The organism is Ruegeria sp. AD11(2025) (assembly GCF_056542405.1).
In genome coordinates this window covers 32,849-46,440 of the sequence record NZ_JBQFZU010000008.1, presented here as the reverse complement: position 1 = coordinate 46,440, position 13,592 = coordinate 32,849, and the positions used below count along the sequence as shown (strand labels likewise).

Genomic DNA, 13,592 nt, shown 5'->3' with positions numbered 1-13,592 from the left:
TTGCTGGCTGCTTAGCCCGGCAGCCTCCCGGTCAGAACGTAGCGCAACACCTCAACAACCTGAGAGGGCTGCTCGGCCACGGCCAGCGCAGCGGCGTCAACCTCCTTCAGCGCGTGCTGGTGATCGGGGCCGTGTAGCACGATCAATGACTTGCCCAGCGCCGCCGCATAGCCCGCGTCAAAGGCTGCGTTCCATTGTTTGTACTGCTCGCCAAACCGGACAACGACCACATCGGCATCCGCAATACCCTTGCGGGTGCGGATCGCATTGACCATTGCGCCCTTGTGGTCGTGCCAGTACTTGTTCGGTTCGGCCCCCAGAATGGCGACACCGCAATCATCACTGGCGTCGTGATCGGTGACGGGGCTGTTGAAGGTGATGTCCAATCCCTGTGCTCCGTCGATGATCTGTTCGCGCCAGTCAGTATGGATTTCGCCAGAGAGGTAAACGTTCAGTCCCATGGGTGTCTCCTTAAACCTTTTGCGGCGACCCTAGTGCTATTGCTGCGACAACCCAAGAGAGGGATCGGGCAAAGGGAGCGGTTTTTTCCCCTGCACCCGCAGGAGCTGAAAGGTTGTTGACCACTCTCGCAAATTCGACGGTGTGCGAGTAAGGCGATGATTTTAAACAGTTTCCGACGACCACGGTTCGACCAGAGAAGAAACGGTTGGGACAGAAGAGGCAAGAATATGAGCAAGTTTTTGGACGGGTTCGATCGCGCCGGGCTGACGAAGAAAACTCAGGTACAGGACAAGCGTAGCCGTCAGCAAAACCGCGATATGGAAGATATGGCCCATATGCTGGGCGCCGCAGTCGCGCAGAAGATCAAAGCCGAACAGAAAGCAGCGACGAATGAGGAGCTTCGGGAAGAGATATTCAGACTTCAATAAGAAGTCTTGGACTTGAGATACAGCATCTAAAAAAGAGAATGCCATCGCTTGGCGGACGAAACCCAAACTCACTACTTAATGTTGTTGCTGGATCAAATCTGCCGAGACAACGGAACCAACAACCCAGCACGTCTACCGGCTTACAAAGACCCTGACACATTGCGCATTCCGTCGGGTGATCGCAAAGGGGAAGCAATGTCGCCAGCGGATCACGCTTACATCGATGCGTTCGCCAAAAAGTTTGTCGAGCGCTTCGCGAAAAAGTGGATCCACATTGTTAGCTGGAAAGACTTTCTGCACGAAAATATCTCGTACTGAACAGGCGTCTACAAAACTAAAAAGGGGCTCCGATTTAGGAGGCCCTTCTTCTTGGAATGGTCATACAACCAGTCGGCTTACCCGCGCAGAACCCCGCCGGTGGCCTTAGTGACCTTGGCGATGATTTTCTCGGCCACCGCTTCGATGTCTTTTTCCTTCAGCGTCGCATCCGTCGGCTGCAGGCGCACAGTGATGGCCAGAGATTTCTTGCCCTCACCCAGGCTGCCGCCGATGAATTCGTCAAAGACGCGCACATCCTCGATCAGTGCCTTGTCGGCTCCGGCTGCGGCGTTCACCAGTGTCAGCGCTTCGACACCTTCATCGACGACGAAGGCAAAGTCACGCTCGACCGCTTGCAGGTCACGCAGTTCCAACGCCGCCCGGGTCGCACCGGATTTCCGGGGCAGAGGCACCTCGTCCGGCCAGATGGTGAAGGCCATTGCCGGGCCTTTGATATCCATCGCCTGCAGGATACGCGGGTGCAGTTCACCGAACACGCCCAACACCTTTTTTGGGCCCAGACAAATCCTACCGTGACGGCCCGGATGCCACCAGGCATCACCTTCGCGCAGGATCTGCACCTTGGCGGGCGCACCGATAGCGGCCAGCACGGCCTCGGCATCGGCCTTGGCGTCGAAAACATCGACCGGGCGCGAGGCGCCATGCACGTCCTTGGGACCGTTGCGGCCAACCAGCAGGCCGGTGATTTGGGTTTTCTGGTCGCCGGGCTCTCCATCGTGGAAGACGGGGCCGACCTCGAACAGCGCCACGTCAGCATAGCCGCGCGCCTGATTGCGGGCGGCAGCCTGCAGCAGGCCGGGCAGCAGATCAGGGCGCATATGGCTCATCTCGGACGAGATAGGGTTTTCCAGCTGAGTCGCCGCGTCCCCACCACCGAACAGCGCCGCCGAGGCCTGATCGATGAACGTATAGGACACACATTCGTTGTACCCCAGCGCCGCACAGGTGCGCCGTGCCATGGATTGACGGCGCTGCGTCGGGGTCATCACCGGTTTCGGGATACCCTCGGAAATACGCGGCAGAGGTTTGCCCTGCAGCTTGGTCAGCGAGGCAATCCGCGCGACCTCTTCCACCAGATCGGCCTCGCCCATGATATCGGGGCGCCAGCTGGGGACATGGGCCATCTCACCTTCCAGACGGAAACCCAGACGGGTCAGGGTCTGGCGCTGCTCGCTCTCGGGGATGTCCATACCGACCAGAGACTGAACCCGCTCGGCATCCAGCTTATAAGCGCGCGCGTGGTTCGGGGCTTTGCCGGCCTCGACCACCTTAGACACCTCGCCACCGCAGATATCCAGGATCATCTGTGTCGCCTGCTCCAACCCTTCCAGGGTGTATTCAGGGTCCACACCGCGCTCGAACCGGTACCGCGCGTCCGAGTTGATCTTCAGCGCACGACCGGTCAGCGCGATCTGCACATGATCCCAGAACGCGCTTTCGAGGAACACGTTCACCGTGTCCTCGGTACAACCGGTTTTCTCGCCGCCCATGATACCGGCGATGGATTCCGCGCCTTTGTCGTCCGAAATCACCATCATGCCGGGCTGCAGGGTGTATTCTTTCTCATCCAGCGCTACCAGCGTCTCGCCTCCCTTGGCGCGGTGAACGCGCAGGTTGCCCTGCACCTTGTCCGCATCAAAGACGTGCAGCGGGCGGTTTTGGTCGAAGGTCATGTAGTTGGTGATATCCACCAAAGCCGAGATCGGACGCAGACCGATTGCCTTCAGCTGATCCTGCAGCCATTGCGGGCTGGGGCCGTTCTTGACGCCCTTGATCAGACGACCGGTGAAATGCGGCGCCCCGTCCAGAGTATCCTCGTCGATGGTCACCTTGATCGGGCTTTCGAAATCGCCCGGCACCGGCACATAGTCACGCTCTTTCAACGTACCCACACCCCGCGCCGCCAGATCGCGTGCGATGCCCGTCACGCCCAGCGCATCGGGGCGGTTCGGCGTGATCGCGATCTCGATCATCGGGTCAACCTTCGAGGGATCATTCTCGGCCAGCCAGTCGATGAACTTGTCACCTACCTCGCCCGAGGGCAGCTCGATGATGCCGTCATGTTCATCCGACAGCTCCAGCTCACGCTCGGACGCCATCATGCCAAAGCTCTCGACGCCACGGATCTTGCCGACGCTGATGGTCAGGTCCAGACCGGGGATATACATGCCCGGTTTGCAAACCACGACGGTGATGCCCTCACGCGCGTTGGGCGCTCCGCAGATGATCTGCAGCTCACCTTCATCCGTGACCACCTTGCAGACGCGCAGCTTGTCGGCGTCGGGGTGTTTCTCGGCATGTTTCACATAGCCCAGCGTAAAGCCTGCCAGCCGGTCCGCCGGGTTCACAATCTCTTCGACCTCAAGCCCGAGATCGGTCAGCGCTTCGGCGATCTCATCAACCGAGGCGTCAGTGTCGAGGTGGTCTTTCAGCCAGGACAGAGTGAATTTCATTGCACGGGGCCTTTTTTGGCAAACATCCAGTCGGCACAGGCAATGGCAAAGATTGCGCCGGGGTGCAAGCGCTGCGCGTCACGGATAGGTGGGGGTGCGGCCCAAAAGCTCGTCCAATTGCCAGCCGATCCAGCCATGGGGGATGAAATGCCCGCCGGGATGGGTGTCCAGCACCACCTGCCCCTGCGCGCAATCGGTCCATTCCACACGGCTGAGCGTCAGGAACGGTTTCACGCTCCAATCCCCGCGCGGGATAGCACCGTTGCAGTTGTACTTCTCGCGCCATAGCGTCACCGGATAGGTCGTGTCACCACCCGCGCCATAGGGGAAATCCATCACCGTATCGCTAAGACCGTGCACATGGCGCACCTCGCGCGGGGCTTCGGGGCAGGCTTCGGTCTGGCGGATGCTGCCCGCAACGGCCAACAGCGCCGCCGTGTCATTGCCGGACTGGCAGACATAGCGCCACGCCATCGCGCCGCCAAAGGAATAGCCCGAGACATAGATGCGCTCGGGGTCAATCGGATAGCGTTTGGCGACATCCTCCAGTACCCGGTCGGCAAAAGGCACATCCCCGGTATCCGCCGACCAGAAATTCCAGCTTTTGCCCAGCCCGTTCGGGGCCACCAACAACACGCCGCGCAGCTTGGTCGCCCCGGCGATCCGTTCGTGGTTCACCACCACCGTGCCCTGCCGGGACCAGCCGTGGAAATGCAGCAACACGGGCAGAGGGCTTTGCCCGTCCCAGCCATCGGGTTCCAGCACATGATACGAACGGTCGCCCAACGGGCAGGCGGCATCCCCATGACACTCCCGCGCGGCCAGCGCCGGAGAGGCCATCAGCATCAGAAAACAAATCAGTCGGCACATCATAGCCCGGAGCCTACTGCCCCCATGCCCGCTGTCACTTAACAACCCCGTGGGCAAGCGTAACGAGGCGCGCTGCTATTTCGACCGCCTTTTCGCGAATTCATCAATGAACTTCTTGGACATGGCTTTTCGGTCTTCCGTTTCTTTCCGTGGATTCACTTTCTTTAAGAAACCGTTTCGTGTCGCCAAAAGAGCCGCCCACACTCCCGGAAACAACGCGACAACCGCGAACAACAAAACCCAAGCAAAGAAATACCCAAACGAACGTTCTACCAACAACTGAAGAACGCCAATCGCAACACCAAATCCGACAAGCCACAAAAATGGAAACTTAGCTACTCTGCGGTGCCACCAATCAACATAGCGCGCCAGATATACACCCAGCGGATACATTTACCGGCTCAGACCACCATGCAGGTTCGGCATATCCAGCGCTGCAAATCCATAGTGGCGCAGCCAGCGCAGGTCGCTGTCAAAGAACGCCCGCAGGTCGGGGATGCCGTATTTCAGCATCGCCAGACGGTCGATGCCGATGCCAAAGGCAAAGCCCTGATAAACCTCGGGGTCGATGCCACCGGCGGCGATCACCTTGGGGTGGACCATGCCCGAGCCCAGAATCTCCATCCAGTCGTCGCCCTCGCCGATCTTCAGCTGGCCGTTATCCCAGGAACAGCGGATATCGACCTCGGCCGATGGCTCGGTGAAGGGGAAGTGCGAGGCGCGGAAGCGCAACTCAACATCGTCGACCTCGAAGAACGCCTTCACGAACTCTTCCAGAACCCATTTCAGGTTCGCCATCGAGATGTCCTTGTCGATGGCCAGCCCTTCGACCTGATGGAACATCGGGGTGTGGGTCTGGTCATAGTCGGCGCGGTACACGCCGCCCGGACAGATCACGCGGATCGGCGCGCCCTGTTTCTCCATCGAGCGAATCTGCACCGGAGACGTGTGCGTCCGCAGTACATGCGGCGGGCGATTATCGCCCTCGGCGCGGTGCATGTAGAACGTATCCATCTCGGCCCGCGCAGGATGGTGGCCGGGGATGTTCAGGGCGTCGAAATTGTACCAGTCGTCTTCGATCCGCGGCCCTTCGGCCACCGAGAAGCCCAGTTCGGCAAAGATCGCGGTCAGTTCCTCGGTCGCCTGGCTGATCGGGTGGATCGAGCCCTGACGGTGCGCGCGGGTCGGCAGGGTGACGTCCAGCCATTCGGTGCGCAGACGCTCATCCAGCGCGGCATCGGCCAGAGCGGCTTTCTTGGCGGACAGGGCCGAATTGATCTCATCCTTCAGGGCGTTCAGCGCGGGGCCTGCGACCTGACGCTCTTCGGGGGTCATTTTGCCCAGCTCGCGCATCTTCAGCGCGACCTCGCCTTTTTTGCCCACGGCGGCGACGCGGATCGCCTCAAGCGCGTTCTCGTCGGCTGCCTCAGTGATTTGGCCCAGATATTTTGCCTTAAGATCGTCCATGACGCCCTCTGAATTTGGTCGGTAACCTGCTATCGGGCCAGCCCCGCGAATGCAAGCCGGACTGAACGGATCAGTAGCTGTATTCCGGGAACACCTGTGTCAGATCGCCATTCCAGTCGCCATTGTAGTGTTCCAGCAACTCATCGGCCGGAACCTTGCCGGTCTCAAGGCTGTCTTTCAGCGCGTTCAGGAAATGCGTTTCATCGGGCACCAAGCCGCCTGCACCGGGGAAGGCGCGGGATTTCAGACCAGCCTCAGAGATCGCAACCACCTCGCGCGCCAGGTCGTGCATGTTGATTTTGCCGACCTGAGCTTGCAGCCCGTCTTTGGCAGCCTCAATGCGCAAGGCTTCACGGGTTTCGGCATCCCAGCCTTTGACCAGATCCCATGCCGCATCCAGCGCGCTTTGGTCATAGGTCAGGCCAACCCAGAATGCGGGTAGCGCACAAAGACGACGCCACGGGCCGCCGTCGGCCCCGCGCATCTCCATGAATTTCTTGATCCGCGCTTCCGGGAAGGCAGTGGTAAGATGATCGGCCCAATCGGACAGGGTCGGCGTCTCACCCGGCAGCGCGGGCAGTTTGCCCTGCAGAAAGTCGCGGAAGGACATGCCCAGCGCGTCGACATACTGGCCATCGCGATAGACGAAGTACATCGGCACATCGAGCGCGTATTGCACGTAGCGCTCAAACCCGAAGCCCTCTTCGAACACGAAGGGCAGCATCCCGGTGCGCGCATCGTCCAGATGCCGCCAGATATAGCTGCGCCAGCTTTTCTGGCCGTTGACCTTGCCTTCAAAGAAAGGAGAATTTGCAAACAGCGCCGTCGCCACCGGCTGCAGGGCCAGCGCCACGCGCAGTTTCTGCACCATGTCGGCCTCGGATCCGAAGTCGATATTGACCTGCACCGTACAGGTGCGCCGCATCATGGCGCGGCCCATGGTGCCAACTTTCTCCATGTAGTCGTTCATCAGCCGATAACGCCCTTTGGGCATCAAAGGCATCTCGTCATGGGTCCAGATCGGAGCGGCACCCAGACCGATGAAACCAACGCCGATCTCGTCGGCGATGTCCTTCACCTCGCGCAGGTGGGTATTCACCTCATCGCAGGTCTCGTGGATCGTCTCCAGCGGAGCCCCCGACAGTTCCAGCGCGCCACCGGGTTCGAGGCTGACGTTGGCGCCGTCCTTTTCCAGACCGATCAGTTTGTCGCTTTCGCGCACTTCGGCCCAGCCATGACGGTCCCGCAGACCTTCAAGGACGGCAACAATGGATCGCGTTCCTTCAAACGGCAGCGGTTTCAGGGTGTCTTTGCAATAGCCGAACTTCTCGTGCTCGGTCCCGATGCGCCAATCCTGCTTGGGCTTGCAGCCCGATTCCAGGTATTCGGCCAGTTGCTCATGACGTTCGATCGGCCCGCCGCCGGATTGGGGGATGGACATGAATTGCGCTCCGATCCTGATGTGTCTGTTTAGTTGGTCAGTCGTGGGGGCAAACCGCGTCAGTGTCAATGCAGCCTAAGGTGGGCAGGACGGGATGGTGTGCGTTCCCAAATCACCACCGGATGCGCCGCCCCGCTGTTCAGTTCGGCCAGCATTTGTTCGGTTTTCAACCCCGGCAGGGCCGAGAAAACATCGAACAGCGCCTCGGCCCCTTCGGCATTCACAGGAATGTGAAGCACTGGTTGACCCGGCTGTTCCAGCACCCAATGCGCCGGAGACGCGGTCGGGTCCAGCGCCAGCCGTTCGATTTCCCGCGCGGCAACCATGCCGCCGTCCAGCGGGCCAAGATATATGATCTGGCCTTCGTCGATGGTCACCACACCGGGGCCGCCGACGCCCGTACGAAAACGGGCACGCTGAATTCCGATCACGGCCAGCGCCACCGATACTGCCACTAGCACCCAACCCAGCCATCCCAGCAGCCCGCCGGGGCCGCTGATCCAGCTGAGACCGACCAGCAGCACAAGCCCCGCCACCAGCACTTCGCGCCAGCGCCACAGGGTCAGTTTGGCTTCGGGTCGGATGAAACTCATGCCGGGTCCTCGGGGTTGGTGAACAGGATCAGAGAAAACTGCCCTGCGGGTTTGAATCCAATACCCATATAGGCACGCGCCGCGGAATCAGAAGCCGCGAACAGAACCGCGCGGGACGCCCCGCCGTTGCGGGCCTCAACCAGATGCAGCGCGACGGCCAGCCGGGCAAAGCCACGGCCGCGCAGGTCGGGCGGAGTATAGACCCCTCCGATCTGCACAACTTCGGGTAGGCGGGCGTTGAAACCTGTCATGGCGACGGGTAGGTCGTCGATCAACAGAACCCGGTGCGAATTCCGCTCAACATAATTTGCGATGTCCTTTTTCGCCTGCACCTGCGCGCGTTCGGGGATGAAATCCATGGCCTCGACCAGATAGTTTTCGCGCCAGGTTTCGGGAATGGAACGTTCCACATCACCCAATGGAACCAACGTTGCCCCTGACGTGTCCGGCAGGACAAGGTCATCCAATTGCAGGGTAAAGCCGGGCTCATCACTGTTCAGCGTCGCAGGCCGACTTCCCCAGCCCGCCAGTTGCATGATCCGGCGGGCTTGTGTCGCCTCGGATGCGACTCCAAACAGCTTGTGGCCCCGGATCAGGGAAATTGCTGCGGCAAGCTCGGCATCCGAGCAATCGGGGCATTGTGCCAAAACCATGCCTTCGTTGGTAATGGCAAAAATAGCGCGCGGGCAATCGCCCAACACCCAGATGTTCAGGGATCGCGGATCATCGCCGCGCAGGCCGAAATCGCGCAGATTGGCCAATGGAAACATCGAGGTCTGGATGTGCTGCGACAGGAACGCATCGATCTTTGGCACGTCCGCATCCGTCGCGAGTCTCCAATTCAAGACCAATCCCCCAGCGCCTGCTGCCACATGGTCAGCGATGCCACCGCCGCCGTGTCTGCCCGCAGAATGCGCGGGCCAAGGCTGACCACATGGGCATAGGGCAAATCGGTCAGACGCGCGCGCTCACGATCCGAGAAACCGCCCTCGGGGCCGATCAGAATCGCCCAGGGCAGGCCCTTTTCGTTTGCTGCCAGACGCAGGGCCGAGCCGACCTCAGCCTCGTTGCAGAACATCAGCTGTCGGCCTTCGGGCCACGCGTCCAGAACGCGACCCAACCGTTGCAGATCGGCGACCTCGGGCACGAACGTCCCGCCGCATTGCTCGGCGGCCTCTACGGCATGGGCCTGCAGACGGTCCTGACGAATGCGCTCGGAATTGGTGAACTCGGTCTGCACCGGCAGGATACGCGCCGCGCCCATTTCCGCCGCCTTTTCGACGATGAAATCGGTACGCGCCTTTTTGATCGGCGCGAACAGGAACCACAGGTCGGGCGGCAGTTGCAGCGGTTTGGTCTGTTCCACACAAGTCAGAACGCCACCGCGCTTGCCCGCCTCGGCCACCTCGGCCAGCCACTCTCCGTCCTTGCCGTTGAACAGGGCCACCTGCCCCCCTGCGGTCAGACGCATGACGCCGAACAGGTAATGGGCCTGTTCGCGCGTCAAATCTACCGATTGCCCCTGACCCAGAGGGTGCTCTACATACAGTCTGATCTTTGCACTCATGAGACGTTACATATGCAAGGCAACGCCCCAACACCAGACGGTCAGGTCGCAGATGCGGTCAGTGGCAACTGGGTCGACACCCACGCGCCCGCTTTCGCCCGCCCCTACCTGCGCCTCAGCCGCGCGGACCGGCCCATCGGCACGTGGCTGCTGCTGATTCCCTGCTGGTGGGGTCTGGCGCTGGCGATCCTCAGCGATGGCAATCCACGGTGGGAGGATCTGTGGATCGCAATCGGTTGTGCCATCGGCGCCTTCCTGATGCGCGGCGCGGGCTGCACCTGGAACGACATCACAGACCGCAAATTCGACGGTCAGGTCGAGCGCACACGATCGCGCCCGATTCCCTCTGGTCAGGTCAGCGTGCGTCAGGCGGTGCTCTGGATGGGCCTGCAATGTCTGCTGGCACTGGGGATACTGCTGAGCTTCAACCAGGCCGCTATTGCAATGGGCGTGCTGTCTCTGTTGCCGGTGACAATCTACCCCTATGCCAAGCGGTTCACGTGGTGGCCGCAGGTGTTTTTGGGGCTGGCCTTCAACTGGGGCATCTTGCTGGCTTGGGCGGCGCATACGGGCACGGTCGGCCTGCCCGCGATCACGCTCTATCTGGCGGGCATCGCCTGGACGCTGTTTTATGACACGATCTATGCCCATCAGGACGCCGAAGATGACGAACTGATCGGCATCAAGTCGACCGCCCGGCTGTTTGGCACCGACACTGCGCGCTGGCTGAAGTACTTTCTTGTGGCCACGGTCTTTCTGATGGGGCTGGCGATCATCGACGGCGTGTTGGCACAGGCCTCGGTACTGGCGCTGGCCGTTGCCTTGGGCGGGCCCTGGGCGATGGGCTGGCACATGTCGTGGCAACTGCGCGGTCTGGATATTGAAGACAACGCGAAACTGCTGCAATTGTTCCGTGCCAACCGGGATACCGGCCTTATTCCGCTGATCTTCCTCTGCGTCGCGCTGTTGCTCTGATTGCACCTTGGCGCGGGGCTAGGTAAGAGTTCGCACATTCGCTTGAGGAGTCGATAACCCGCACATGCGTTTGCCCTATTTCTTTGCCGTAGGTCTTATCTTCCTCGCGTCGGCGGGCCTGTGCCTGCTGGCCGCCAGTTTTGCGGTAACCAAGGTCGAAGAATCCTCAGAATTTGCCGTGCGCCGGGCGCTGGACCTGAAAGGGCATGACTGGGCCGAGGTGCATTCAGACGGTTTGCGCGTGGTGCTGACGGGGACTGCCACGGACGAGGCCACCCGGTTCAACGCGCTGACCGCGGCGGGAACCGAGGTCGATACCTCGCGGGTAATCGACGAAATGCAGGTGGCCCCGACGACAGAACTGGCCGCCCCCCGGTTCTCTGCCGAGATCCTGCGCAATGACAGCGGCATTTCGGTGATCGGCCTGATCCCTGCCAGCGAGGACCGCGAGGCGTTGATGGAGCGATTAAGCAATCTGGACGGTGGCGCCCCGGTTTCGGACCTGATGGAAACCGCCGACTATCCCAAGCCCAAAGGGTGGGATGCCGCGATCACCTATGCCGTTGACGCGTTAACGCGCCTGCCGCGCGCCAAAATCTCGGCCAGCCCAGGGTTGGTCAAAATCACCGCAATTGCCGACAGCCAGCGGGAAAAGGAAAAGCTGGAACAGGATCTGACCCGCACCGCACCGCCAAGCTTGCGGATCGGACTGTCGATCTCGGCCCCGCGCCCGGTGATCACTCCCTTTACCCTGCGCTTTCTGATCGACGCGAATGGCGGCCAGTTCGATGCCTGCTCGGCCCAGGACGAAAAGGCCCGCGACGCGATCATCACCGCCGCACAAGAGGCGGGCATGACCGGCCCTTATAGTTGCACCATTGGGCTGGGCGTGCCGTCGCCTCGCTGGTCCGAAGCCGCAGTGCTGAGTATCAACGCGCTGGCCGAGTTGGGCGGCGGTTCTGTGACCATGTCGGATGCGGATATCACACTGGCTGCAGCAGAAGGCACCGAAGCCGGGGCGTTCGACCGCGTGGTGGGCGAGCTTGAGAACGCCCTGCCCCCGGTCTTTGCCCTACACGCCATTCTGCCCCCCCTCGATACCGAAGGTGAGGAAGGCCCGCCTGAATTCAATGCCACGCGCAGCCCCGAAGGGTTGGTGCAGATGCGCGGACGTCTGGGCGACGAGACACAGCGCGACATGGTGGACAGCTATGCCCGCGCCGCCTTTGGCTCGGAAATGGTCTACACCGCGACCCGCATTGCCCCGGACAGTTTGCCGATGGGCTGGCCGGTTCGTATTCTGACCGGGCTGGAAGCGCTGGCACAGTTGCACAACGGTGCTTTGACGATCACGCCGGATGATCTGGTCCTGAACGGCATCAGCCACAACCCAGATACGAAAGCGCAGATAGCGGGTCTGCTGTCAGAAAAGTTGGGTGACGCGCAGGAATTCACCCTGTCGATCACTTATCAGGAACCGCCCGAGCCCGAGGACAAACTGCCCGACCCCGAGGTGTGTGAAGAGCGCATCGCCGAGGTTCAGGCCGGCACCAAGATCGCCTTCGAGCCGGGCTCGGCCACTGTCGCCGCCGACTCGCGCGATACGGTGAACCAGATTGCCGACATCCTGCGCAAATGCGGCCCCATCCGGTTGGAGATTCAGGGCCATACCGACAGCCAGGGCCGCGAGGAAATGAACCAACAGCTCAGCCAGGCGCGGGCACAATCCATCCTGAACGAGCTGCGCGGGCGCCGCGTGCCCACTGCCAGCTATACCGCCATGGGCTATGGGGAATCGCAACCAATCGCCGACAATGACACAGAAGATGGCCGCGAGGAAAACCGCCGGATCGAGTTCCGCCTGATCCGCCCAGAGCCGGTGGAAAACACGGAAACCGGTCTGGACGCGATCGAGGCGGAAACGATCGAGGCCGAACAGACGGACAGCACCGCCTCAGACGCGGATGCAGGGGACCAGTAAAGTGAACAGAATCGAATTTATCATCGCCACCGCCATCATCCTGTTCGCGGCCTTCTGCATGGGCTGGTTCGCCAACTGGCTGGCGCACCGCCTGTCCCGCGTCCGCCAAAGCGATGTGGCCGATCTGGACCGCATGAGCCAGGAGTTGCATGAGGCCGAAGAAACCCGCGATCAGGCGATCACTTACCTGCAACAGCGCGAGGCCGAACTGACCAACCAACTGACCCAGACCGAGGCCGAACTGGCCGCCGCCATGGACGGCCTGCGGGCCGCCCGACAAGAGGCCGAAGAAATGCGCGGCCGCTTAAACAACGCGGATTAAACCCTACCAGCGGGTCAGCGCATCCTCGTCTTCTTCCTTCGCGGCAACCCATTCTTCACCGGTTTTGGTGATTTCCTTCTTCCAGAACGGCGCACGGGATTTCAGGTAGTCCATCAGGTACTCTGCTGCCTCGAACGCGTCCTTGCGATGCCGGGCGGCCGTGGCAACCATCATGATCCGATCCCCCGGCGCCAGTCGCCCGTGGCGGTGGATCACCAGCACATCACCCAGCGACCAACGTGATCGCGCCTCTTCGGCGATCTTTGCAAGGGCGCGTTCGGTCATGCCGGGGTAATGCTCGATCTCCATCACATCCAGATCGCCCGAGGCCAGATCACGCACGACACCGGTAAAGGTCACAATCGCCCCGTTGGCTGCGTTGCCCGACGCAAATGCGTTGGCTTCAGCCCCCAGATCGAACGCTTCTTCCTGAACCGCAATACGCATCCTAGCCACCGGTCATCGGCGGAAAAAACGCGACCTCGCGCACGCCTGCCAGCGAGGCGTCAAAATCCGAAAGCTCCTGATCCAGTGCGACCCGCAGCGCAGACAGATCGGCGAAGGCCGCCGCATACCGGTCTTCGCGCGCGCTGAGTTCGACCACCAGATCAGAGACTGTTGCGGCCTGTGTTTCGACCTTTTCTTTCGGCAGGCCGATGCGTTCGCGCACCCAGGCGAAATACAGCACGTCCAT

The 13,592-nt window shown here is 61.2% G+C and carries 16 protein-coding genes; 5 read left to right on the top strand and 11 right to left on the bottom strand.

What is annotated here, in order from left to right:
* Window positions 1-11: 11 nt before the first annotated feature.
* Complete coding sequence (locus tag ACR1XY_RS09865; RefSeq protein WP_480592654.1) at window positions 12-461, bottom strand: YtoQ family protein; 450 nt, start codon at window positions 459-461, stop codon at window positions 12-14.
* 228 nt (window positions 462-689) lie between these two features.
* Between ACR1XY_RS09865 and ACR1XY_RS09860 the strand changes: the two genes are divergently transcribed.
* Together ACR1XY_RS09860 and ACR1XY_RS09855 are read left to right on the top strand one after the other, a co-directional pair.
* Entirely contained in the window at window positions 690-890 is a 201-nt protein-coding gene (locus ACR1XY_RS09860; RefSeq protein ID WP_480592652.1) for a hypothetical protein, read from the top strand.
* Between the two features lie 48 nt (window positions 891-938).
* Window positions 939-1,208 (top strand): hypothetical protein, encoded by a 270-nt coding sequence (locus tag ACR1XY_RS09855; RefSeq protein WP_480592650.1) that lies wholly within the window; start codon window positions 939-941, stop codon window positions 1,206-1,208.
* Window positions 1,209-1,285: 77 nt separating this feature from the next.
* Here the strand turns inward: ACR1XY_RS09855 and pheT are convergent, their stop codons facing one another.
* The 8 genes from pheT to ACR1XY_RS09815 all read right to left on the bottom strand — a co-directional run bounded on the left by pheT (window position 1,286) and on the right by ACR1XY_RS09815 (window position 9,620).
* Window positions 1,286-3,682: a phenylalanine--tRNA ligase subunit beta gene (gene pheT, locus ACR1XY_RS09850; protein ID WP_480592648.1), complete on the bottom strand. Its 2,397-nt coding sequence runs from the start codon at window positions 3,680-3,682 to the stop codon at window positions 1,286-1,288.
* A gap of 78 nt (window positions 3,683-3,760) precedes the next feature.
* A complete protein-coding gene (locus ACR1XY_RS09845; protein WP_480592646.1) occupies window positions 3,761-4,555 on the bottom strand; it encodes a CE1 family esterase in 795 nt (264 codons plus the stop codon).
* 72 nt (window positions 4,556-4,627) lie between these two features.
* The gene (locus ACR1XY_RS09840; RefSeq protein WP_480592644.1) at window positions 4,628-4,945 is read right to left on the bottom strand and encodes a hypothetical protein; all 318 of its coding nucleotides are present in this window, start codon (window positions 4,943-4,945) and stop codon (window positions 4,628-4,630) included.
* Window positions 4,946-6,019, bottom strand: coding sequence for a phenylalanine--tRNA ligase subunit alpha (gene pheS, locus ACR1XY_RS09835; RefSeq protein ID WP_480592642.1), 1,074 nt, complete (start codon window positions 6,017-6,019; stop codon window positions 4,946-4,948).
* A gap of 70 nt (window positions 6,020-6,089) precedes the next feature.
* The gene (locus ACR1XY_RS09830; RefSeq protein WP_480592639.1) at window positions 6,090-7,460 is read right to left on the bottom strand and encodes a glutamate--cysteine ligase; all 1,371 of its coding nucleotides are present in this window, start codon (window positions 7,458-7,460) and stop codon (window positions 6,090-6,092) included.
* 65 nt (window positions 7,461-7,525) lie between these two features.
* Window positions 7,526-8,053, bottom strand: coding sequence for a hypothetical protein (locus ACR1XY_RS09825; RefSeq protein WP_480592636.1), 528 nt, complete (start codon window positions 8,051-8,053; stop codon window positions 7,526-7,528).
* Window positions 8,050-8,898: a GNAT family N-acetyltransferase gene (locus ACR1XY_RS09820; RefSeq protein ID WP_480592634.1), complete on the bottom strand. Its 849-nt coding sequence runs from the start codon at window positions 8,896-8,898 to the stop codon at window positions 8,050-8,052. The genes ACR1XY_RS09825 and ACR1XY_RS09820 overlap by 4 nt, the downstream gene beginning before the upstream one ends.
* Complete coding sequence (locus ACR1XY_RS09815; protein WP_480592632.1) at window positions 8,895-9,620, bottom strand: 16S rRNA (uracil(1498)-N(3))-methyltransferase; 726 nt, start codon at window positions 9,618-9,620, stop codon at window positions 8,895-8,897. Before ACR1XY_RS09815 ends, ACR1XY_RS09820 begins: the two co-directional genes overlap by 4 nt.
* Window positions 9,621-9,632: 12 nt before the next feature.
* On the opposite strand from ACR1XY_RS09815, the gene ubiA reads away from it, so the two are divergent.
* The 3 genes from ubiA (at window position 9,633) to ACR1XY_RS09800 (ending at window position 12,898) form a co-directional block, all read left to right on the top strand.
* Window positions 9,633-10,595: a 4-hydroxybenzoate octaprenyltransferase gene (gene ubiA, locus ACR1XY_RS09810; RefSeq protein WP_480592630.1), complete on the top strand. Its 963-nt coding sequence runs from the start codon at window positions 9,633-9,635 to the stop codon at window positions 10,593-10,595.
* 64 nt (window positions 10,596-10,659) lie between these two features.
* Complete coding sequence (locus tag ACR1XY_RS09805) at window positions 10,660-12,576, top strand: OmpA family protein (protein ID WP_480592628.1); 1,917 nt, start codon at window positions 10,660-10,662, stop codon at window positions 12,574-12,576.
* Between the two features lies 1 nt (window position 12,577).
* Complete coding sequence (locus ACR1XY_RS09800) at window positions 12,578-12,898, top strand: hypothetical protein (RefSeq protein WP_480592626.1); 321 nt, start codon at window positions 12,578-12,580, stop codon at window positions 12,896-12,898.
* 3 nt (window positions 12,899-12,901) lie between these two features.
* On the opposite strand, the gene ACR1XY_RS09795 is transcribed toward ACR1XY_RS09800, so the two are convergent.
* Window positions 12,902-13,345: a molybdenum cofactor biosynthesis protein MoaE gene (locus ACR1XY_RS09795; RefSeq protein WP_480592624.1), complete on the bottom strand. Its 444-nt coding sequence runs from the start codon at window positions 13,343-13,345 to the stop codon at window positions 12,902-12,904.
* 1 nt (window position 13,346) lies between these two features.
* A complete protein-coding gene (gene moaD, locus ACR1XY_RS09790; protein WP_421597323.1) occupies window positions 13,347-13,592 on the bottom strand; it encodes a molybdopterin converting factor subunit 1 in 246 nt (81 codons plus the stop codon).